Source organism: Cupriavidus sp. 05T42, assembly GCF_056396345.1.
Map to the genome: position 1 here is coordinate 293,151 of NZ_JBFTLH010000003.1, position 22,348 is coordinate 315,498.

General features: G+C 68.8%; 19 protein-coding genes. 14 read left to right on the plus strand and 5 right to left on the minus strand.

Features of this window, described 5'->3' with window-relative positions; genetic code table 11:
- Window positions 1–27 precede the first annotated feature (27 nt).
- The 3 genes from AC1EJR_RS05510 to AC1EJR_RS05520 all read right to left on the minus strand — a co-directional run bounded on the left by AC1EJR_RS05510 (window position 28) and on the right by AC1EJR_RS05520 (window position 4,140).
- Window positions 28–1,353, minus strand: a complete 1,326-nt coding sequence (locus AC1EJR_RS05510; RefSeq protein ID WP_092294610.1) for a gallate dioxygenase — start codon at window positions 1,351–1,353, stop codon at window positions 28–30.
- 9 nt (window positions 1,354–1,362) lie between these two features.
- Window positions 1,363–2,691 carry an MFS transporter gene (locus AC1EJR_RS05515; RefSeq protein ID WP_092294609.1) on the minus strand — a complete coding sequence of 443 codons (1,329 nt, stop codon included), beginning with the start codon at window positions 2,689–2,691 and terminating at the stop codon, window positions 1,363–1,365.
- 234 nt (window positions 2,692–2,925) lie between these two features.
- The gene (locus tag AC1EJR_RS05520) at window positions 2,926–4,140 is read right to left on the minus strand and encodes a LysR family transcriptional regulator (protein ID WP_092294607.1); all 1,215 of its coding nucleotides are present in this window, start codon (window positions 4,138–4,140) and stop codon (window positions 2,926–2,928) included.
- A gap of 154 nt (window positions 4,141–4,294) precedes the next feature.
- On the opposite strand from AC1EJR_RS05520, the gene AC1EJR_RS05525 reads away from it, so the two are divergent.
- From AC1EJR_RS05525 to AC1EJR_RS05575, 11 genes are all read left to right on the plus strand, one after another.
- The gene (locus AC1EJR_RS05525; RefSeq protein WP_477113083.1) at window positions 4,295–5,443 is read left to right on the plus strand and encodes a 4-oxalomesaconate tautomerase; all 1,149 of its coding nucleotides are present in this window, start codon (window positions 4,295–4,297) and stop codon (window positions 5,441–5,443) included.
- Between the two features lie 15 nt (window positions 5,444–5,458).
- On the plus strand, window positions 5,459–6,508 hold the full coding sequence (locus AC1EJR_RS05530; RefSeq protein WP_250025523.1) for an amidohydrolase family protein: 1,050 nt from the start codon (window positions 5,459–5,461) through the stop codon (window positions 6,506–6,508).
- A gap of 46 nt (window positions 6,509–6,554) precedes the next feature.
- The gene (locus AC1EJR_RS05535; RefSeq protein ID WP_454757973.1) at window positions 6,555–7,670 is read left to right on the plus strand and encodes a porin; all 1,116 of its coding nucleotides are present in this window, start codon (window positions 6,555–6,557) and stop codon (window positions 7,668–7,670) included.
- 221 nt (window positions 7,671–7,891) lie between these two features.
- Window positions 7,892–9,061 carry an AI-2E family transporter gene (locus AC1EJR_RS05540; RefSeq protein WP_092294600.1) on the plus strand — a complete coding sequence of 390 codons (1,170 nt, stop codon included), beginning with the start codon at window positions 7,892–7,894 and terminating at the stop codon, window positions 9,059–9,061.
- Window positions 9,062–9,078: 17 nt separating this feature from the next.
- Window positions 9,079–10,608, plus strand: coding sequence for an efflux transporter outer membrane subunit (locus AC1EJR_RS05545; protein WP_477113085.1), 1,530 nt, complete (start codon window positions 9,079–9,081; stop codon window positions 10,606–10,608).
- Window positions 10,605–11,735 carry an HlyD family secretion protein gene (locus AC1EJR_RS05550; RefSeq protein ID WP_092294596.1) on the plus strand — a complete coding sequence of 377 codons (1,131 nt, stop codon included), beginning with the start codon at window positions 10,605–10,607 and terminating at the stop codon, window positions 11,733–11,735. Before AC1EJR_RS05545 ends, AC1EJR_RS05550 begins: the two co-directional genes overlap by 4 nt.
- Window positions 11,736–11,751: 16 nt before the next feature.
- On the plus strand, window positions 11,752–12,798 hold the full coding sequence (locus tag AC1EJR_RS05555) for a DUF2955 domain-containing protein (protein ID WP_092294595.1): 1,047 nt from the start codon (window positions 11,752–11,754) through the stop codon (window positions 12,796–12,798).
- A 120-nt stretch (window positions 12,799–12,918) separates the two neighbouring features.
- On the plus strand, window positions 12,919–14,199 hold the full coding sequence (locus AC1EJR_RS05560; RefSeq protein WP_441592821.1) for a flavin-dependent oxidoreductase: 1,281 nt from the start codon (window positions 12,919–12,921) through the stop codon (window positions 14,197–14,199).
- A gap of 25 nt (window positions 14,200–14,224) precedes the next feature.
- Window positions 14,225–15,370, plus strand: a complete 1,146-nt coding sequence (locus AC1EJR_RS05565; protein ID WP_092294591.1) for an ABC transporter substrate-binding protein — start codon at window positions 14,225–14,227, stop codon at window positions 15,368–15,370.
- Window positions 15,367–15,852: a DUF3237 domain-containing protein gene (locus tag AC1EJR_RS05570; protein WP_092294589.1), complete on the plus strand. Its 486-nt coding sequence runs from the start codon at window positions 15,367–15,369 to the stop codon at window positions 15,850–15,852. The genes AC1EJR_RS05565 and AC1EJR_RS05570 overlap by 4 nt, the downstream gene beginning before the upstream one ends.
- 2 nt (window positions 15,853–15,854) lie before the next feature.
- Window positions 15,855–16,400 (plus strand): MarR family winged helix-turn-helix transcriptional regulator, encoded by a 546-nt coding sequence (locus AC1EJR_RS05575; protein WP_092294587.1) that lies wholly within the window; start codon window positions 15,855–15,857, stop codon window positions 16,398–16,400.
- A gap of 5 nt (window positions 16,401–16,405) precedes the next feature.
- On the opposite strand, the gene AC1EJR_RS05580 is transcribed toward AC1EJR_RS05575, so the two are convergent.
- The gene (locus tag AC1EJR_RS05580) at window positions 16,406–16,981 is read right to left on the minus strand and encodes a cupin domain-containing protein (RefSeq protein WP_255370811.1); all 576 of its coding nucleotides are present in this window, start codon (window positions 16,979–16,981) and stop codon (window positions 16,406–16,408) included.
- A 163-nt stretch (window positions 16,982–17,144) separates the two neighbouring features.
- On the opposite strand from AC1EJR_RS05580, the gene AC1EJR_RS05585 reads away from it, so the two are divergent.
- Both AC1EJR_RS05585 and AC1EJR_RS05590 read left to right on the plus strand, forming a co-directional pair.
- Window positions 17,145–17,873 (plus strand): 2OG-Fe(II) oxygenase, encoded by a 729-nt coding sequence (locus AC1EJR_RS05585; protein WP_441643762.1) that lies wholly within the window; start codon window positions 17,145–17,147, stop codon window positions 17,871–17,873.
- 51 nt (window positions 17,874–17,924) lie between these two features.
- On the plus strand, window positions 17,925–18,182 hold the full coding sequence (locus AC1EJR_RS05590; protein WP_092294585.1) for a DUF3820 family protein: 258 nt from the start codon (window positions 17,925–17,927) through the stop codon (window positions 18,180–18,182).
- Between the two features lie 40 nt (window positions 18,183–18,222).
- On the opposite strand, the gene AC1EJR_RS05595 is transcribed toward AC1EJR_RS05590, so the two are convergent.
- On the minus strand, window positions 18,223–19,770 hold the full coding sequence (locus AC1EJR_RS05595) for a glucan biosynthesis protein G (RefSeq protein ID WP_177219914.1): 1,548 nt from the start codon (window positions 19,768–19,770) through the stop codon (window positions 18,223–18,225).
- A gap of 273 nt (window positions 19,771–20,043) precedes the next feature.
- On the opposite strand from AC1EJR_RS05595, the gene bglX reads away from it, so the two are divergent.
- Window positions 20,044–22,341, plus strand: coding sequence for a beta-glucosidase BglX (gene bglX / locus AC1EJR_RS05600; RefSeq protein WP_092294581.1), 2,298 nt, complete (start codon window positions 20,044–20,046; stop codon window positions 22,339–22,341).
- The last annotated feature ends 7 nt before the right edge of the window (window positions 22,342–22,348 follow it).

The window sequence follows — 22,348 nt, forward strand, 5'->3', positions numbered from 1 at the left end:
GACGCGGCGGGCCGGCTAGGTGGCGATCTACCTGGGCGTCGGGCCGCCGGCAGCCTGCCCGGCCCAGTCGGCGCCCTGGCCTGCCCCGCCGCTCACCGAGTAGAGCGCGCCGGGCGCGTTGCGGGTCTTCTGAAAGTCTTCGAGCGATTGCCCGCGCATCGCCGCGTAGATGTGGAGGTTCGAGACCCCGCTGACGGCGCCGAGCTTCTCCAGCAGGAAGAAGATCACGCCGTAGTGGATCATGCCGCGCCAGTCGCGCCGGGTGATGAGGTCGCGCTCCTCGGCGGTGAGGTCGGCTTCGTCGAACGTGGCCGCCGGATCGGCCCGGAAACGCTCGCGGAACGCCGGCAGCACCAGCTGGTGCAGGTAGCGGTTGATGCGGTAGGCGCGCACGCTGGTTTCCAGCGAGAACGGGTAGGTGCCTTCCAGCTGCTCGATGCCGCGTAGCTGGTGGCCGATGCGTTCGCGCTGGCGCTCGGCCCGGGCTTCCTGCATCGCGCGGTCGTCGGCGGCATGGTTTTCGTAGACGGCTACGGCGATGCCAGTCATCGACGGCAGGTAGTAGTCGCGATGCTTGCATTCGATGCGGGCCGCCATCGCGCCGCGCATCACCATCCACATCACCACCTCGGCGCTCTCGAAACCGCCCAGGCGCGCGTAGTCGGCATGGGTCAGCTCAAGCAGCGCCTCCGGGTCGGACTCGAACAGGTCCAGGAACTTGTGGTCCCACGCGGTGTTGTTAAAGCCGCAGCGCTCGCCATGCACCTGGTGCGACAGCCCGCCGGTGGCCACCACGGCCACGCGCAGGTCTTCCGGATAGCTCTCCACCGCCCGGCGGATGGCCTGACCAAGCTTGTAGCAGCGGCGCGCGGACGGCGCCGGGGCCTGCAGCACGCCCACCTGCAGCGGAATCACGCTGACCGGCCAGCCGGCCTCCGCGTCGTGCGGCACCATCACGGACAGCGGCGAGAAGCAGCCGTGATCCAGCGCCTTGTGCTGGAAGAACGACATGTCGAACTCGTCCGCCATCAGCGACGCGCCAACGTGCCGCGCCAGCGCCGGATGCCCGCTGACCGGCGGCAGCGCGCGCGGCCCGCCGCCCTCGTCGGCCGGCGACCACGACTCCCCCACGCCCAGCGCGAACGCCGAGTAGTGATCGAAGAAGAACGACGTGACGTGGTCGTTGTAGATGACCAGCAGGACGTCGGGCCTGGCTTCGGCCAGCCACGTGCTCACCGGCGCGTACGCCGCGAAAATGGGCGCCCAGGCGGGGTCCTGTTGCTTGCCTGCATCCAGGGCGAAGCCGATGGTCGGTGTATGGGAGGACGCAATCGCGCCGATGATGGTGGCCATATCAAGCTGTCAGGCAGTCACGGCGCGAGGCTGCGCCTTGGTGGAAACAATGGAGATCGCCGCCATGGTGGCGGGAATCGCCAGGATGGCGATCACCGCGCTGAAGCCCCAGCCCATGGACAGCAGCACGCCGCCCGCCATGGAGCCGGTGATGCTGCCGAAGCGGCCGATACCGAGCATCCAGCTTACGCCGGTTGCCCGCACCGGGGTCGGGTAGCAGGACGGGGCGAAGGCGTTCAGGCCGGTCTGCGCGCCGCTCATGCAGAAGCCGGCCATCAGCACGTAGAACGCGAACATGGCCGAGGTCACAGAGCCGGAGGCCAGCATCAGGATGAACACGGCGCCCAGCACGTAGGCGGTGCCGATCACGCGGCTCGGCGTGATACGGTCCATCAGGAAGCCCACCACCAGCGCGCCAACGGTGCCGCCGAGCTGGAACAGCGCGGTGAGGTTGGCGGCACGGTCGATCGGCAGGCCGGCGTCCTTGATCAGCGTGGGCAGCCAGCCGCTCAGCAGGTAGATCACCAGCAGGCCCATGAAGTAGGTGATCCACAGCGACAGCGTCATGCCACGGAACGCGTTGGAGAGCAGCGTGCGCACCGGCTGCTTGCCCGAGACCTGGACCTCGCTGATGGTGAACGTCGTGTCCGGGGCGATGGTGCTGCCGCAGACACGGCGCAGCGTGCGCGCAATCCGCTCCGGCGACATGTTCTTCACGACCATGAAGCGCGCCGACTCCGGAATCAGCAGCAGGTAGATCGGCAGGCAGGCCAGCGGAATCGCGCCGCCCACCATCAGCACCGTGCGCCAGCCGTAGTGCGGCAGCAGCGCGGCGGCGCCGAAGCCCACCAGCGCCGAGCCGAGGTTGAAGCCCGTGAACATGGTGGCCAGCAGCATGCTGCGCGAGCGCTCCGGCACATACTCGGAGAGCAGCGTGGTGGTGCTCGGCATGGCAGCACCCAGGCCCAGGCCGGTCAGGAAGCGCAGGAAGGACAGCATCGCCACGCTGTCGGCAAAGCCGCTCAGCAGGTTGAAGGTGCCGAACAGCGCGATGGAGCCAATCAGCAGCTTCTTGCGGCCGAAGCGGTCCGACATCGGCCCCACCAGCAGCGCGCCGATGGCCAGGCCGATCGGGGCGGCGCTCATCACCATGCCGAAGGCGGCCTTGGAGATGCCCCACTCCCGGGTGATGTCCGGGGCCAGGAAGCCCATGATGGCCACGTCCATGCCATCGGTGGCCACGATCATGAAGCACAGCACCAGCAACAGCCACTGGTACCCCGACATTTTTCGCTCGTTGATATGGGCCCGGATATCGAGCCGTTGTCTGGTTGTCATGCCGTCTCCTGCAGCAAACCGCTCAGCGGTTCTTGTTATCGAGATGTCTAATCGCCGCGGGCGCGGCCCGCCGTGACGCAGCGGCTCACGGCAACGGCAGTCTACGTTTGGGGCGGCCGGGCAGTATTGCTTTCTGACTTGGGCCGCGTTGCCGTTTGCTTATCGGGACGGGAAAACGGGGGTGTGGGAAACCCTGATGTTGGCGGGCGAGGTGCCAGGGGTGTGCCGGGCGCCTCAGCGCCAGACGGCGCTGGACGCCCGCAGCTGGGCGATCAGCGCGTCGGCGCCAGGCGAGAGCCGCGCCCCCATCCGCGTGGTGATGCCGATGTTCCGGGAGGTGCCCGGCATCGGCAGGTCCAGCACGCGCAGCCAGCCGGCCTCGATCTCGTAGTGCAACTGGAGCGCGGACAGCGCGGTGACCATGTCGCCACGCAGCAGCAGGCCGCGCACCAGGGCGAGGTCGCCGGTTTCCACCAGCGGCTGCGGCAGGGGGTGGCCGTGGGCGGCGAAGACGTCGTCCAGCGCCTGGCGCGAGGGCGAGCCGCCGCGCGAGACCACCCACGGGTACGGCGCCAGATCGTCGAGCGAAAGCCGCTTGCGGCTGGCCAGCGGATGCGCGGCGCGCGCGATCAGCGAGATGCGATCCTCGAACAGCACTTCCGTGGCCAGCCCCTGCGACGGGTCCGGACGCAGCGCGCCGAGGATGAAATCGATGCGGCCGCTGAGCAGGCCGGCCGTCAACTCCTCATAGGGGCTTTCCAGCGACTGGAAGCGCAGCTTCGGATGCCGCCCGTGGACCTCGGCAATCGCCATCGGCAGCAGCTGGGTCCGCCCCAGCGGCAGCGCGCCGATGGTCACCGCGCCTTCCAGCACGCCCTGCAGCGCCGCCATGTCCGCGCGGATATGGCGCAGATCGGCCAGCGCGCGCTCGAAGCGCACCACCCAGCGCGCGCCGTGGTCGGTCGGCACCATGCCGCGCGCCGTGCGCGTGAAGATCTGCTGGCCCAGCGCGTCCTCAAGCCGGGCAATCGCCTGGCTCACCGCCGACTGCGACACCCCGATGGCCGCCGCCACGCTGGGCATGTGATGCACCTCCGCCAGCAGCGCGGCCACCTCCAGGCGCCGTTCATTGTGCAGCGCTTCCAGGCTGGCCACGGGGGCGCCCTGCCGGCCCCGCATGCGCATGGCGTCGTCGCGCACCTCGCGCAGCGCGGCCTCGATATGCTGCGCCCGCACCAGCACGATCTCCCCCGCCCGCGTCAGCAGCATGCCGCGCCCCTTGCGCTCGAACAGCGCCACGCCCAACGCCGATTCCAGCGCGGCCACGGAGCGGGCGATGGCCGATGAGGCCCGGTGCAGCGATTCCGACGAACGGCGCACGCCCCCTGCCGCCGCGACTCCGGCGAAGACGTGGAGGTGATGCAGGCTGACGGTATCGGTGGAGAGCATGGGGGCGGATCGGGGCGGAGGGCTGGGGCGGTTGGCCGGTTGGCACCCGGCGCGATAAGCAGATTAGAACAGTTGTCATGCGACATCGCAACCAAGCCCGCCGGGTGCGCGCCGATACTCGCTGCACCTTGTCGTACCCGGAAACCCGCCGCCCATGACGCACGCTTTCACCCTGGATTCGGATCTGCGCGCCGTGCCCTGCATGCTGATGCGGGGCGGCACCTCGCGCGGCCCGTTCTTCCTCGCCAGCGACCTGCCGGCCGACATCGCCGCGCGCAACCGCGCCCTGCTGGCCGCCATGGGCAGCCCCGACCCGCGCCAGATCGACGGCCTGGGCGGCGCACATCCGCTGACCAGCAAGGCCGGCATCGTCACGCGCGGCAAGCCCGGCCAGGCCGACCTCGATTTCACGTTCGCCCAGTTGCAGCCGGCCAACGACACCGTGGACACCACGCCGAACTGCGGCAACATGCTCGCGGCGGTGCTCCCGTTCGCGCTGGAGAGCGGCCTGCTGGTCGCCGAAGGCGACGTGACCCGCGCGCGTGTGCTGACGCGCAACACCGGCATGCTGTGCGACATCACCATGCAGACGCCCGGCCGCAGGCCGCACTATGCCGGCGACGCCCATCTCGATGGTGTGCCGGGCACCGCCGCGCCCATCGTGATCGACTTCCTCGACACGGCCGGCTCGGTGTGCAGCGCGCTGCTGCCCACCGGCAACGCCATCGACACCCTCGCCATCCGCGACCCGCAGACCGGCGAGCCGCTTCGCGTGGCCGCCACGCTGATCGACAACGGCATGCCGATGGTGCTGCTGCGCGCCGCCGATCTCCAGCGCACCGCCTACCAGTCCGTTGCCGAACTGAACGCCGACAGCGCGCTCAAGGCGGTGATCGAAGCGCTGCGGCTGGTGGCCGGCGAGATGATGGGCCTGGGGGACGTGTCGGCCAAGAGCTATCCGAAGATGTGCCTGATCGCGCCACCGCGCGACGCCGCCGCGAGCATCGCCACGCGCTGCTTTATCCCCCGCGTCTGCCACGAGGCGATTGGCGTGCTGGCCGCGATCACTGTCGGCACCGCATGCGTGCTGCCGGGCACCGTCGCGGCGGGCGTAGCCGTGCTGCGCGGCGCCGGGCCGGTCCACACCATCAGCGTGGCGCACCCGACCGGCGAATTCACCGTAGAACTCGAGACCGACCCGGCACGCCCGGGGTCGATCGTCAGAAGCGCGCTGGTGCGTACCGCGCGTCCCATCATGCGCGGCGAGGTGCTGATTCCCGCCAGCGCGTGGCCCCTCCCCTGACTGGACCTGTAACGCATGATCATCGACTGCCACGGCCATTTCACCACGGCACCCAAAGCCCTCGAAGCCTGGCGCCAGCGCCAGATCGCCAGCCTGACCGCGCCGGCGCTGGCGCCCTCGCCGGACGCCCTGCACATCAGCGACGACGAACTGGCCGAGGCCATCGCCCAGAACCAGCTGCGGCTGATGCGCGAGCGCGGCTTGGACCTGACGATCTTCTCCCCGCGCGCCTCGTTCATGGCGCACCACATCGGCACCTTCGAGACCAGCGCCACCTGGGCGGCCATCTGCAACACGCTCTGTTACCGGGTCAGCCAGCTGTTTCCCGATCACTTCGTCGGCGCGGCCATGCTGCCGCAGTCGCCGGGCGTGGACATCGCCACCTGCATTCCCGAGCTGGAACGCTGCGTGCGCGACTTCAACTTCGTCGGCGTGAACCTGAACCCGGATCCCTCGGGCGGCCACTGGACCTCGCCGCCGCTGTCGGACCCGTACTGGTTCCCGATCTACGAGAAGCTGGTCGAGTACGACCTGCCGGCGATGATCCACGTCAGCACGAGCTGCAACGCCTGCTTCCACACCACCGGCGCGCACTACCTCAACGCCGACACCACGGCCTTCATGCAGGTGCTGACCAGCGACCTGTTCCGGCGCTTCCCGACCCTGAAGTTCGTGATTCCGCACGGCGGCGGCGCGGTGCCCTACCACTGGGGGCGCTTCCGGGGGCTGGCGCAGGAGATGAAGCTGCCACCGCTGCGCGAGCACCTGCTCAACAACGTGTTCTTCGATACCTGCGTCTACCACCAGCCCGGCATCGACCTGCTGACGCGGGTGATGCCGGTCGAGAACGTGCTGTTTGCCTCCGAGATGATCGGCGCCGTGCGCGGCATCGATCCGGAGACCGGCCACTACTACGACGACACGCGCCGCTACATCGACCAGGCCGCGCTGACCGACGCCGAGCGCCAGCTGATCTACGAAGGCAACGCGCGGCGGGTCTACGGGCGGCTGGATGCCCAACTCAAGGCCAAAGAGCAGGCCAGGGAGCAGCGCACGGCCAGCTAGAACGATCTTTCACACGAGCCTTAAAAAAAACATAAGGAGGAGAAGCATGAAACTGGGAAAACTGGGAAAACGAAGAACGGCGGCAGCGGCGCTTGCGCTGGCGGCCGGCGTGCCGGCGGTGACGAGTGCACAATCCGTCACCTTGTACGGGGTGGTCGACACCGGGGTCGAGTACGTCAACCACGTCGGCGCGGCCGGCAACTCCGTCGTCAAGATGGCCAACCTGAGCGGCACGGTGCCGTCCCGCTGGGGCCTGCGCGGCACGGAGGACCTCGGCAGCGGCATGAAGGCCAACTTCGTGCTGGAGTCCGGCTTCGCGCCGGACAGCGGCACCTCCAACCAGGGCGGCCGCCTGTTCGGCCGGCAGGCGTGGGTGGGTCTCTCCAGCAACTGGGGGCAGGTCAGCTTCGGCCGCCAGTACACCATGCTGTTCTGGGCCACGCTGGACTCGGACATCCTCGGGCCGAACGCCTACGGCTCCAGCTCGCTCGACAACTATCTCCCCAATACGCGCGCCGATAATTCGATCGCCTACAAGGGCAAGTTCGGCGGCTTCACGGTGGGCGCCACCTACAGTTTCGGGCGCGATACGGTGAACGCCGGCCCGAGCCCCTCCGGCGCCAACTGCGCCGGCGAGAACGCGGCGGACAGCAAGGCGTGCCGCGAATGGTCGGCGCTGCTGATGTACGAGACCAACTGGTGGTCGGTGCACGCCGCATACGATTCCCTGCGCGGCGGCCCCGGCGCCTTTGCCGGGCTGACCTCGAGCGGCCTCAAGGACGACCGCCTCTCGCTGGGCGGCTACATGCTGGTCGGCAAGGCCAAGGCCGGCCTCGGCTGGATCGGCCGCCGCAACGAGGCGCTGGCCGCCCCGCGCAGCAACCTGTTCTACGCGGGCGTGGCGTACGACATCGCACCGGCCGTCACGCTGGCGGCGGAGGGCTACTATCTCCAGTACCGCCACAGCAACGACAAGGCCTGGCTGGGCGCGCTGCGCGCCAGTTACGCGTTCTCCAAGCGCACGTCCGTCTATGCCACCGGCGGCTATATCGACAATCATGGTTCGCTGTCGCTGTCCGTCGACAGCGCGTCTACCGGGGCCAACCCGGTGGCGGGCGGCAACCAGCTCGGGGCAATGGTGGGGGTCAAGCACACATTCTGATGTGCAAGAGCGGTAGCAAATAGCAGCCACAGTGGTAGCGGCATGCGGGCCCCGCCCCCCTTGGGCGGGGTTCCGTAGCCTGGTCCCGGCCAAAGTGCAGTAAAAAGCCAATGAATACTTTGGCGGGCCGATGTGACTGTTTTCGCGGAGGGTGACGCACTGGTTGTACCTGCCGGATCGCTGGTCTAGACTGCACTCGGCGGCCTGTCAGGAGACCAACGATGCTGCCTACGCCCCTCTCGGAACGGATGCTCTCCCGCGGCATGCTCGACGTGCTGATACGGGCCGGCCTGATCGCCGTGCTCTCGGTGTTCTGCTTCCGGATCTTCTACCCCTTCCTCGACCTCGTCCTGTGGTCGGTCATCCTCGCCATCACGATCTATCCGCTACACGTCCGGCTACGCGCCCGCATGGGCAACCGCAGCGGCCGTGCGGCCACGCTCATCGTCCTGCTCTCGCTGGCGTTGATCATGGTGCCGGCCTACCTGCTCGGGATCGCGCTGCTCCAGTCAGCGGAGGAGGCCATGAACGCCGTGCGCGGCGGCAACATGCGCATTCCGCAGCCGCCGGACTTCGTGGCCGGCTGGCCGCTGATCGGTCAGCGCCTGCACGATGTCTGGATGCAGGCCGCCACCGACATGACCAGCCTGGTGCAGAAGTTCCTGCCCGAGTTGCGCGACACGAGCCTGCTGCTGCTGGGCAAGCTGGCCGGGCTGGGTGTGGCCATGCTGGTGTTCATCTTCGCGCTGATCATTGCCGGCGTGATCATGGCCTATGGCGAGACAGGACACCGCAGCTCGGAGCAGATCGCCTCGCGCATCTTCGGGCTGGACCGTGGGCCGCGCATCGCCGCGCTGTGCACCGCCACCATCCGCGCCGTGGCGCAGGGCGTGGTGGGCATCGCCTTCATCCAGATGCTGCTGATCGGCATCGGCTTCATCATGAAGGGCGTGCCGGGCGCCGGGGTGCTGGCGCTGGTGGTGCTGCTCCTGGGCATCATGCAGCTGCCGGCCACGCTGATCACCCTGCCCGTGATCGCCTACGTGCTCTACAAGGAAGGGCCGAACGTGGCGACCATTACCTTCGCGATCTACGAGTTCATCGCCGGGCTGGCCGACAACGTGCTCAAGCCACTGATGCTCGGGCGTGGCGTGGATGTGCCGATGCCCGTGGTGCTGATCGGCGCCCTGGGCGGCATGGTCACCGGAGGCGTCATCGGCCTGTTCATCGGCCCCGTGATGCTGTCCGTGGGCTATCGACTGTTCTGGCTGTGGGTAGAAGAGCCGCCCGTGGCCAGCGAGCCCGTGGCCATCGAGGTGGTGTCCGGCGCGCCCCTGCCCGGCGCACCTGGCACACCCACCGTTGCCCCCGTAGAGATCCCGCGGGCCTGACGCGGACGTGCGCGTCCATGCCCGGCCCGCTCCGCACAAGGCATCTGGTGCTGCTTGGCGTCTGTTGCCTGCACGGCTGCGCGCGGCTGGGCCCCGACATGACGCCGCAGCGCGAGGACTGGACCGCGACTTGGCGCAGCGAGGCCATCGACACGGTCACGGAAGCCGGCGCGCAGCCTGACCTCCGCGAGTGGTGGCAGGTCTTTGCCGACCCGGCGCTCGAACGGCTTATGGCCGAGGCCGATGCCCACAATGCCGGGCTTCAGATTGCCGGCCTGCGCGTGCTGGAGGCGCGCGCCCAGCTTGGCATCGCGCAGGCTGGCCGCTTTCCGCAGGTGCAGCAGGTGGGCGCCGACGTGCTGTACACGGACCGCCGCCAGTCCGGCGGCCGAAATCCCGCCAACAGCCGCTTCTGGCAGTACAGCGCCAACTTCGATATCGGCTGGGAACTGGACTTCTGGGGACGCTTCGCGCGCGCCATCGAGTCCGCCGATGCCGCCTACTTCGCCGCGCAGGCCAATCGTGACGATGTGCTGGTCCTGCTCCACGCGCAGATGGCCGAGACCTACTACGCGCTGCGCACGGCCGAAGCGCGCCTGCGCATCGCGCGGGACAACGCGGCGCTGCAGCATCGCAGCTTCGAAATCACCGAGAAGCTGTTCCGCAGCGGCCAGACCGACGAACTGGACCTGCAGCAGGCGCGCACCCAGTACCTCGGCACCCTGAGCACCATCCCCGAATTCGAAGGCCAGATCCTGCGCACGCGCAACGCGCTGGCCGTGCTGATCGGCCGCCCGCCCGGCACGCTGCCGAACCTGCCGGAGCTGGCCGCGCACGAGGGCGAGCTGCCGCTGATCGGCCGCGCCGTGCTGCAGGACGTGCCCGCCAACCTGCTGCTGCGCCGGCCCGACGTGCGCGCCGCCGAATGGCAGATCGCCGCGCAGTCGGCGCTGATTGGCGTGGCGCTGGCGGACCTCTATCCGTCGCTGACGCTGATCGGCAGCATCGGCTGGTCCGCCAGCACGCTCGGCGGCACGCCCAACAACTTCACGCTGCTGGGTGGCCCCAGCCTGCGCTGGAACGTATTCGACTACGGACGCATCCGCAACAACGTGCGGATGCAGGACGCGCGGCTCCAGCAGCTGATCGTGGCCTACCAGGAGAGCGTGCGGCAGGCCGCGCGCGAGGCCGACGACGCGGCGAGCGGGCTGATCAAGGCGTTCGAGCGGGACGTGATCCTGCGCGATGCGGCCATTTCGGCGCGGCGCTCGCTGACGCTGGCCAATGCGCTGTACCGCGAGGGCTATTCCGATTTCCAGCGCGTGCTCGACGCGCAGCGCGCGCTGTCGGCCCAGCAGGACACCTATCTGGTCAACCGCGGCAGCGCCGTGTCGAACCTGATCGCGCTGTACAAGGCGCTCGGCGGCGGCTGGCACACGGACCAGATGCTCGTGGACGCCGCCACGCGCACCCAGATGCAGCAGCGCACCGACTGGGGCGTGCTGCTCGACGAACCGCGCCGCGTACCCACCGGTGCCGCCCCATGACAGACACCACGCAGGCCCCACCCCCGCCGACCTCGCCAACCGCTCCGCCTCCGCCCGCCGATCCGGCGCGCAAGGGCATCCGCTGGGTCGTCGTGCTGATCGTGATCAGCCTGGTCTGGTACCTGCTCGCCGACCGGCTCACTCCCTACACCCAGCAGGCGCGGATCCAGGCGTTCATCGTGCCGGTGGCCTCGGAGGTGTCCGGCCGCGTCACGCGCGTGCATGTGCGCAACAACCAGGACGTGCAGGCCGGCGCCATGCTGTTCGAGGTGGACCCGGGGCAATATCGGATTGCCGTGGACCGCGCCCGTGCGGACCTGGAGGCCACGCGCCGGCAGATCGGGGCCAGCACGGCCGGCATCGAATCGGCACGCGCCTCGCTGCGCGCCGCGCAGGCGCTGGAGGTCAAGGCGCGGCAGGACAGCGACCGGCTCGAACGGCTCTATCGGGAGGACGCCGGCACCATCTCGCTGCGCCGGCTCGAAATCGCCCGTGCCGATCTGGAACAGGCCACCAGCAAGGTGGCGGCGTCCCGCGCCGAGGTGCAGCGCGCCATCGAGCAGGAAGGCGGCAGCGCGGAAGACAACGCCAAGCTGCGCAGCGCGGCGGGCGCGGTGGAGAAGGCCGAACTCGACCTGTCGAACACCCAGGTGCGCGCGCGTTCCGCCGGGCTGGTGACGGACCTGCGCACCGATACCGGCCAGTTCGCCGCCGCCGGCAACCCGGTGATGACGCTGATCACGATCCACGACATCTGGGTCACGGCCGAGATGACCGAGAACAACCTCGGCCATGTGCAGCCGGGCACGCCGGTGTCGGTGGTGCTCGACGCCCTGCCGGGGCGCATCTTCGAAGGCCGCGTGCGCAGCGTCGGCTATGGCGTCAGTGTCGGGCAGCCCGCCCCGCCCGGCACCCTGCCCACGGTGCAGAACAGCCGCGACTGGCTGCGTCCGGCGCAGCGCTTCCCGGTGGTCATCGAACTGGATACGGCGGAGCTGCGTGGACTGACCGGCATCCGCATCGGCGGCCAGGCCGAAGTCATGGCCTTCCCCACGCAGGGCAATCCGCTCAATCCGCTGGGCCGCGCGTTCCTCTACGTGATGAGCTGGCTGTCCTATATCTATTGATCGCCCACGCGCCGCCATGCCTCTCGCCCGCCCACCCCGGCAGCAACGTCCCATCCGGCTGGCGTTCGGCACGGCGCTGTGCATGGCGATCAGCTTCGGGCTGGCGCTGCCCGTGCCGATGCTCGCGCCCGTGCTGTGCGCCTTCCTGCTGGCGATGGTCAACCAGCCGCTGTCCTGGAAGGCCGGCGTGGCGCTGACGCTACTGGTCATGCTGACCACCGGCGTGGGCCTGCTGCTGATTCCCCTGTTGCAGTACGCGCCGTTCAGCGGCGTGCTGGTGGTCGCGCTGGGGCTGTTCGTCACCTTCCGCTATGGCCTGCGCGGCGGGAGCAACCTCGTGGGGACCTTCCTCGCCGTCGGCCTCACCTTGATTCCCTCCGCCGGCGTATTCGAGTTCAGCCTGGCGCTGGAGGTGGTCAGCGCGCTGGCCAAGGGCATGCTGATGGCGGTGGCGGTGCTGGCGCTCTGCCACTGGCTGTTTCCGGAGGCCGGCGGCGCGGCGGCGCCCAAGCCCGCTGCGCTGCCCGAACTACAGGCCACGTGGATTGCCCTGCGCGCCGCGCTGGTGGTGATGCCCGCGTTCCTGCTGGCGCTGACCGACCCGTCTGGCTATACCCCGGTGTTGATGAAGGCCGTGAGCCTGGGCCGGCAGACCTGCACGACCACCGCGCGCGACGCCGGGCGCGAACTGCTCGGCTCCACGCTGCTCGGCGGCGTGCTGGCCATCCTGTTCTGGTGCGCGCTGAGCCTGTTCGTGCACCTGTGGATGCTCTTCCTGTGGATGCTGCTGTTCGCGCTGCTGCTGGCGCGCAAACTCTACCGGCTCAGCCCCACGCGGCTGACGCCCGGGTTCTGGCTCAACACCCTCGTGACGCTGATCATCCTGCTGGGCCAGTCGATCCAGGACAGCGCCGCCGGCAAGGACGTCTACACGGCCTTTGCCGTGCGGATGGCGCTGTTCATCGGCATCACGCTGTATGCGTGGGGGATGGTTTACTGGCTCGAACGCAGCCGCTGGGCGCAGGCCGAGGCGCACCCCTCCGCCACGCCGCCACCCGGGTAAACACGGGCGATCTGGCACCCCGGACTTGCGAGCCATTTAGTTATACTCCATAACAATTTCGGCATCGCAGATAACGGCCACCGGCGCGCCACGCCCGGACAAAAGGCCGCGGAGGAGACCATGAAGACCCCGAAGATCGCCATCGCCGGCGGCGGCATTGGCGGGCTGACGCTCGCCTTGCTCTGCCATCGGCACGGCATGGATGTGGAAGTCTGGGAAGCCAGCGAGCAGATCCGCCCGCTTGGCGTCGGCATCAACCTGCTGCCGCATGCGGTGCGGGAACTCGCCGCGCTGGGGCTGCAGGACGCGCTGGCCGAGATCGCCATCGAGACATCCTCCCTTTCCTACTACAACAAGCTCGGGCAGCAGATCTGGCACGAGCCGCGCGGCATGGCCGCTGGCTATGCCTGGCCGCAGTTCTCGGTGCATCGCGGGCAGTTCCAGATGTTGCTGTACGAGACGGCGGTGCAGCGGCTGGGCGCGGACCGGGTGCATACCGGCCATGCGATCGAATCCATCGCCTCGGTGGGCGGCGGCAAGGCGGGCGAGCGCGCGCGCTTCGTGCTGCGGCGCCGCAGCGACGGCGCCACCGTCGAGGCCGACGCCGACGTGCTGGTGGGCGCCGACGGCATCCACTCGGCCGTGCGCCGGCACTTCTATCCGACCGGCGACGCACCGCGCTTCTCCCGCCGCCTGCTCTGGCGCGCCACCACGGAGGCCGCGCCCTACCTCGATGGGCGTTCGATGTTCATGGCCGGCCATCAGGACCAGAAGTTCGTCGCCTATCCGATCTCCGCACCGCTGCACCGGCAGGGCCGCTCGCTGATCAACTGGATTGCCGAGCTGCGCGTGCCGGACAGCTACCCGGACGAGCCGCCGCGCAGCGACTGGAACCGTGAGGTGGACAAATCCGTGTTCCGCGACGCCTTTGCCGACTGGCGCTGGGACTGGATCGACATTCCCGCGCTGATCGACGGCGCGCCGGCCATCTACGAGTTCCCGATGGTGGACAAGGACTGCCTGCCGCGCTGGACCTTCGGCCGCGTGACGCTGCTGGGTGATGCGGCGCATCCGATGTACCCGATCGGCTCCAACGGCAGCGCCCAGGCGATTGTCGATGCCCGCTACCTGACCGACTGCCTGCTCGGCCACGCCGACCTGGACTACGCGCTGCGCGAGTACGAGGCGGAACGGCTGCCGCGCACCGCCGGCATCGTGCTGCGCAACCGGATGAACGGCCCCGAGCAGGTCATGCAGATGGCCGAGGAGCGCGCGCCGCAGGGGTTTTCCCAGATCGATGCGGTGATTCCGCGCGCCGAGCTGGAGGCCATCGCCCAGCGCTACAAGAACCTGGCCGGCTTCGGCCAGCAGCAACTCCAGGCCGACGCCCCGCGCGCCTGACATCACAACAAAACAGGGAGACAACATGAAGCCGCACCCCATCCGCCTCAGCCTGAATGCCCTGCCGGCCCTGCTGCTGGCCGCCGGCCTCGCCCATGCCGAGGTCACCGTCGGCGTCAGCATTTCCTCGACCGGCCCGTCCGCCTCGCTCGGCATTCCGCAGAAGAACACCATGCCGTTCCTGCCCGAGACCATCGGCGGCGAGAAGATCCGCTACATCCTCATGGACGACGCCTCGGACCCCACGCAGGGCACCAAGGTGGCGCGGCGCTTTGTGACCGAGGACAAGGTCGACATCATCCTCGGCTCGTCGTCGGTGGCGCCGTCCATCGCCATCTCGGAAGTCGCGGACGAGAGCCAGACCGTACAGCTCGCCTTCTCGCCCATCGAACTGAAGCCCGGGCGCGGCGCGTGGACCTACCGGCTGGCCCAGCCAGTGAAGCTGATGGCCGACGCAGTGGCCGCCCGGGCGCAGGCCAATGGCGTCAAGAGCGTCGCCTTTATCGGCTTTGCCGACGCCTACGGCGAAACGTGGCTCAAGGAGTTCACCAGCGCCGCGTCGGCGAAGGGCATCCGCATCCTGGCCACCGAGCGCTACGCGCGCTCCGACACCAGCGTGACCGCCCAGGTGCTCAAGATGATGGCTGCCAAGCCTGACGCGATGCTGATTGCCGGCGCCGGCACCGGCGCGGCGCTGCCGCACACCACGCTGCGCGAGCGCGGCTACACCGGCCCGGTCTACCAGACGCACGGCGCGGCCACGCGCGACCTGATCCGCATTGGCGGCAAGGCTGTCAACGGGGCGATCCTGCCGGCGGGGCCGGTGATCGTGGCCGAGCAGCTGCCGGCGGACAGCGCGCCGCGCAAACCGGGCCTCGACTACGTCACGCGCTACGAGAAGCAGTACGGGCCGGAAACCCGCACACAGTTCGGCGCCCATCCGTATGACGCGGGGCTGGTGCTGCAGCGCATCGTGCCAGTGGCGCTCAAGCACGCCAAGCCGGGCACGCCCGAGTTCCGCAAGGCGCTGCGCGACGCCCTGGAAAGCGAGCGCGACATCGTCGTCTCCCACGGCGTACTGAACTACACGGCGCAGGACCATTTCGGCTTCGACAATCGCGGCCGGGTGATGCTGACCATCGACAACGGCAACTGGAAGCTGCTGAAATGACGCTCGCCCTGCCCACGCCGGCGCTGGAACTGGTGGCGGACTTTGAGATCGCGGTGGCACCCGCCACGGATCTCGGCGCCGGGCCGCTCGGCCAGCGCCGCGTGATCCCGATCCTGTCCGGCACGGCGTCCGGGCCGTTGCTCAATGGCCGCATCCTGCCCGGCGGCGCGGACTTCCAGCTGATCCGCCCCGGCAGCGGCGACGGCTGGACCACGGCCGACATCGAAGCGCGCTATGTGCTGGAAACCGACGACGGCGCGCGCATCTATATCGTCAACGCCGGCGTGCGCAGCGGCACGGAGGCCGATATCGCCCAGCTCAACGCGGGCGGCACGGTGGACCCGTCCCGCCTCTATTTCCGCACCGCACCACGCTTCGAGACCGCCACGCCCGCCTACCTCTGGCTGATGCGCCACACCTTCGTGGCCACTGGCGCGCGCTACCCGGACCGCGTGGTGCTGCGCTATTTCGTCGTGCGCTGACGATGACGGCAACAGGTAAGGGGTCTAGCACGCGCAAGACGCGCGAGCCGCTGGCGCCGGATCCGGCCCTCGGCGAGGGCGCAGACGGCGAGGGGCACTTCAACCCCCATCTGCCCGACGTGGACTACGGCGTGCTGGACACGCTGACCGGCTACGCCATCCGCCGCGCGCAGATCCGCATCTACGAGGATTTCGTCCGTTCGCTCGCGGCGTGGCAGATCACGCCGCCGCGTTTCTCGGCGTTGCAGATCATCGCGCGGAATCCCGGCGTGCGGCTGACGGACCTCGCGCGCATCCTCGGCATCGCCCGCTCCGGGGCGGTGATGCTGTTCGATGCGCTCGAAGCCATGCAGCTGGTCGCGCGCGAGCCTTCGCCCACGGACCGGCGTGCGTACGCGCTGGCGCTGACGGCCACGGGCCGCCAGACGCTGGCCGCCGTGACCGAGGCGGTCTGCGACCACGACGCCCGCATCGGCGCGCAGCTCTCCGAGGCAGAGCGGCAGACGCTGCTGCGCCTGCTGGACAAGCTGGCGCCGGGCGAACCCTAGCCGTCTTACGTGGCCGCGATGGCCCCGACAGCCGCCGCCAGCATCAGCATCAACGCCGCCGCGCGCTTGCGCGTGATGGCGCCGGTGACCTGGCCCCTGGCGCGCAGGCGGCGCAGCAGCCGCCCATCGAGGTTGATCCGCGCCAGCAAGCGCGTGGCCAGGCGCAGGCCGACAGGCACCTCGCGCCGGCAGATCGCCACCTTGCGTACGTACTGGTCTACCTCCCAGTACCACGTGGTATGCGCCGGAAAGTAGCCAATCGAGCCAGCCCGCAGCGTGTGGGTGCGCCCGTGGGCATCCGTCACGCGGGTCTCGCCTTCGAGGATGTAGACGATCTCGTCGAGCGCGTAGTGCCACTCGAAGGCGCCTTGTGTGCAGTCCCACACAGAGGTCCAGGCAAGTTCATCCGCCGCGGTCGAATGCTCGCTGTAGTGCGTCACGGGTTGGCCGCTGCGCACCCAGCCGGGCTGGATCTCGCAGGGCTTCATCGGGAGGGCACTGGCCTTGCTGAAGGCCCCGGTTTCGCGAATGGATGCAGGTGCCTGGTCAGCTCCGTGGGCCGCCATATGCTCGTCTTTCATCGGCAATCATTCCTGTTTGAGGTTGCTGACCGACGAAAGATAAGCCAGCGTGACACCCACGCTCCGTGCGGGGCCGCACCATCGGTGACATTTGGAACAACAGTTTGGAACGGGGGTCCGAATCCGGCGAGCGCGGCGCCCGCCGGTGGCTTAAGGTATGCGGATGCGGACATCTTCCTACCAGCACGATCCGGCGCAGCGCGTGAGCGCGCTCGACTGGGACGCCATCACGCAAGACCTCGACGCGCAGGGCTGCGCAACCATCCCGGGCCTGCTCTCGACCGCCGAATGCGACGCCCTGGCGGCGCGCTACGACGAAGACGCCCTGTACCGGTCGCACATCGTCATGGGCCGGCACGGCTTCGGGCGGGGCGAGTACAAGTACTTCCGCTACCCGCTGCCGCCGCTGGTCGAAGGGCTGCGCACGGCGCTCTATCCGCATCTGGTGCCCGTGGCCAACCGCTGGCACGCGGCCATGGGCATCGAACGGCAATTTCCGCCCGAGCACGCCGTCTTTCTCGACGCGTGCCACCGCGCCGGCCAGCGCCGGCCCACGCCGCTGCTGCTGGCCTATGGCGAGGGGGACTACAACTGCCTGCACCAGGACCTGTACGGCGCACAGGTGTTCCCGCTCCAGGTGGCGATCCTGCTGTCGGCGCCCGGCACCGGCTTCACCGGCGGCGAGTTCGTGATGACGGAGCAGCGCCCGCGCATGCAGTCGCGCGCGGAAGTGGTGGCGCTGGCGCAGGGCGACGCGGTGGTCTTCGCGGTCAGCCAGCGGCCCGTGCAGGGCACGCGCGGGCCCTACAGGGTGAACATGCGTCACGGCGTGAGCCGCCTGCGCTCGGGCATGCGCCACACGCTCGGCATCATCTTCCACGACGCCGAGTGACCGGCGGCGGCGCTACAATGCCCGCTTTCCCGACCCAACCGATAGCCGCCCATGCTTCCCGACGCCGAAGCCCTGCGCCTGCTCGTCACGCGCACCATGCCGTTTGGCAAGCACAAGGGCACGCTGATTGCCGACCTGCCCGGCAACTACCTGAACTGGTTCGCGCGCGAGGGCTTCCCGCCCGGCGAGATTGGCCGCCTGCTGGCGCTGATGCACGAACTCGACCACAACGGGCTGTCGGACCTGCTCAAGCCGCTGCGGGAAGGCGCCGGGCGCATCCCCCTCCCCAAGAAAAACGGGCCGCGCTAAGGCGGCCCGCTCGGGTGCATCGCCGTACGGCGATCCGTGATCAGTTGGCCGGCATCGAATCCGGCGGCAGTTGGTAGCTCCACGTCTCGCTGAGCACCTTGTCGCCGGAAACCAGCGCCTCGCGCATCTCCACCACCTTCTTCGGGTCCTTGACCTTGATCCGCAGCGTCACCCGGTAGCCCTTGGTCACCGGGTTCGGCTGCAGGATGTTCTCGATGACCTCGGCGTTGTCGCTGACGCTGAACGACGCGCGCACCGGCGCGTTCGGCGGCAGCTTGGCCAGTGCGCCGCCCTCGAAGTCGACCACGAAGCCCAGACTGCCATCCAGATGGCGGATCAGGTTGGCCTGCATGATCTCGCCCGCGCTGCGCAGCGTCTGCTTGACCCAGGCGAGGTCCTTGTCGACCATCGCGCGCTCGTCCATGGTCCAGTGCATGGTGTAGTCGGCCCTGATCGGCTGGCCCTTCGGCGGCAGCTGGTCAGGCGTCCAGAACGCGACGATGTTGTCGTTGGTCTCGTCCGGCGTGGGAATCTCCACCAGCTCGACCTTGCCGCGGCCCCAGTCGCCCTGCGGCTCGATCCACGCGCTCGGGCGCAGGTCGTAGCGGTCCTTGAGGTCCTCGTAGGCCGAGAACTCGCGGCCGCGCTGCATCAGGCCGAACCCACGCGGGTTGTTCACCTGGAAGGTGCTGATCGCCAGATGCTTGGGGTTGTTCAGCGGGCGCCACAGCCATTCGCCGTCGCCGGTGTGGATGGAGAGCCCGTTCGAGTCATGCAGCGCCGGGCGGAAGTTGTTGGCGTCGCGCTGCTGGTTCGGGCCGAACAGGAACATGCTGGTCAGCGGCGCAATGCCGAGCTTGGTCACCGCGCCGCGCATGAACACGCGCGCCTGGACCTTCAGCGTTGCGTCCGTGCCCGGCATCAGCTCGAAGCGGTAGGCGCCCGTGGCGCGCTGGGAATCCATCAGCGCGAAGAACACCAGCGGCTTGCCCGGCGCCGTAGGCCGCTCGATCCAGAATTCGCGGAAGGCCGGGAACTCCTCGGCCACGGGCAGGCCGGTATCGATCGCCAGCCCGCGCGCGGAGAGCCCGTAGACCTGGCCCTTGCCGATCACGCGGAAGTAGCTCGCGCCCAGGATGCTCATCACTTCATCGAGCTTGTCTGGCCGGTTCAGCGGGTAGAGCACGCGGAAGCCTGCGTAGCCGAGGTTGTTGGTCGCGGCCTTGTCGAGCTTGAGGTCGCCGAAATCGAAACGGGTGGGCGAGTAGCGGATCTCCTGCACGTTCCTGCCGACGATCTCGTTGATCTTGACCGGCGTGCTGAAGTGCATGCCCTGATGGTAGAAGCCCAGCCGGTACGGCGTGGGCTGGTCCTTCCACTCCACCGCATCCATCTTCGGCTGGATCTTGATGTAGTCGGCAAACTGCATCTTCGAGAAGGCCGGCGGCAGGTTGCTGACCGGGGCCACATAGGGCTGGTCCGCCATCGATCTGGCGCGGGTGGTCACGTCGTCGAGCGAGAAGGCGGCGGCTGGCGTGCTGGCCACGAACGCGCCCGCGAGCGCGATGGCCGGCAAGGCAAGTTGCATCTTGTTACGTAATGACGCGGCAAAGACGGCAAGAACCACGAATCCCTCCAGAAAAATCGAATCGAAAACAGGCTGACAGCGCCCGGGAGGCAAAGTTGCCGTCCTATTTGGGTAAACTGCCGGCGCAGTCCACAAAAATAACCGATTTCGCCCGACGTGCCGATCAGACGTTGGACGACAGCCGGCCGGCGCCGCTTCCTGCACCCTTGTGCACACTTTCAGGGCACTTCGGGGCATGATTGCGGGCCTGGCTCATTGGGGAAGACTCACCACATGCGATTGCTTTCGACGCTGGCCCTTGCGGCCAGCCTGGTTTGTACGCCGGCGCTGGCCGGCGCCGCACCGGTCGCCGCCGGCGACAAGAACGCGTTCATCGCCGACCTGATCGGCAAGATGACCCTGGAGGAGAAGATCGGCCAGCTGCGGCTCATCAGCATCGGCCAGGACATGCCGCAGCCGCAGTTGATCAAGGAAATCGCCGCCGGCCGCGTGGGGGGCACCTTCAACTCGGTGACCCGCGCCGACAACCGCCCGCTCCAGGACGCCGCCGCGCAGCAGAGCCGCCTGAAGATTCCCATTTTCTTCGCCTATGACGTGGTGCACGGCCATCGCACGGTGTTCCCGATCAGCCTCGGCCTGGCGTCGAGCTGGGACATGGCCGTGGTCGAGCAGGCCGCGCGCATCTCGGGCAAGGAAGCCAGCGCCGACGGCCTGGATGCCACCTTCGCGCCGATGGTCGATATCTCGCGCGATCCGCGCTGGGGGCGCACCTCCGAGGGCTTTGGCGAAGACCCCTATCTGGTCTCCCAGTGCGCGCGCGCCAGCGTGCGCGGCTTCCAGGGCGCCACGCCGGCCAACCCGGACAGCGTGATGGCCTTCGTCAAGCACTTCGCGCTGTACGGCGCCGTGGAGGGCGGGCGCGACTACAACACCGTGGACATGAGCCCGCAGCGTATGTACCAGGACTACCTGCCGCCTTATCGCGCCGGGCTGGACGCGGGTGCCGGCGGGGTGATGATCGCGCTGAACTCGGTGAACGGCGTGCCGGCCACGTCGAACAAATGGCTGCTGCGCGACCTGCTCCGCAAGGAATGGGGCTTCAAGGGCGTGACCGTGAGCGACCACGGCGCCATCGACGAGTTGCTGCGCCACGGCGTGGCCGACAACGGCCGCCAGGCCGCCCGCCTCGCCATCGAGGCCGGCGTGGACATGAGCATGGCGGATTCGCGCTACCTGGAGCAGTTGCCCGACCTCGTGAAGACAGGCGAGGTGCCGGTGCGGCTGATCGACGAGGCCGTGCGCGAGGTGCTGGGCGCCAAGTACGACATGGGCCTGTTCCAGGACCCGTATCGCCGCATCGGCACGGCGGCACAGGACCCGGCCGACGTGAACGCCGAGAGCCGCCTGCACCGCGCGGAGGCCCGCACCGCGGCGCGCAAGTCGCTCGTGCTGCTGGAAAACCGCAACCAGACGCTGCCGCTGAAGAAGGGCGGCACGGTGGCCGTGATCGGCCCGCTGGCTGACGCGCCCATCGACATCATGGGTAGCTGGTCGGCGGCAGGCAAGGCCACCCAGTCCGTGACGCTGCTGCAGGGCATGCGCGACGCGCTGGCCGGAAGCGGCCAGGTGAGGTACGCGCGCGGCGCCAACATGACCGACGACGAACGCGTGGTCGGCTACCTGAACTTCCTGAACTGGGATAACCCCGAGGTGGTGCAGGACAAGCGCTCCCCGGGCGAGATGATTGCCGAGGCCGTGGAGATGGCGCGGCAGGCCGATACCATCGTGGTGGCCGTGGGCGAGTCGCGCGGGATGTCGCACGAGGCTTCCAGCCGCACCACGCTGTCCCTGCCGGGCAGCCAGCAGACGCTGCTGCGGGCGCTGCGCACCACCGGCAAGCCGCTGGTGGTGGTGCTGATGAACGGCCGCCCGCTGACCATCAACTGGGAGCGCGACAACGCCGACGCGCTGCTGGAAGCCTGGTATCCGGGCACCGAGGGCGGCCACGCCATCGCCGATGTGCTGTTTGGCGACGAAAACCCGTCCGGCAAGCTGCCGATCTCGTTCCCGCGCTCGCTCGGCCAGATTCCCACGTACTACAACCACCTGCGCATTGGACGGCCGTTCACGCCGGGCAAGCCGCCGAACTACACCTCCCAGTACTTCGAGGAGGAATCCGGCCCGCTGTATCCGTTCGGCTATGGCCTGAGCTACACCACGTTCAGTCTCTCCGACGTGGCGCTCTCGGGCCAGGCGCTGCCGCGCAACGGCCAGATCACCGCCAGCGTGACGGTGAAGAACACCGGCACGCGCGAAGGCGAGACCGTGGTGCAGCTCTACATTCAGGACGTGACCGCCTCGGTGGTGCGGCCGGTGAAGGAGCTGAAGGACTTCCGCAAGGTGATGCTCAAGCCGGGCGAGTCCCGCGTGGTGAGCTTCCCGATCGGCGAGGACAAGCTGCGCTTCTACAACGGCAAGCTGGAGTACGTGGCCGAGCCGGGCGATTTCAACGTGCAGGTCGGCCTGGATTCGGCCTCGGTGCGGCAGCAGCGGTTCACGCTGCAACCGTAGATGACGC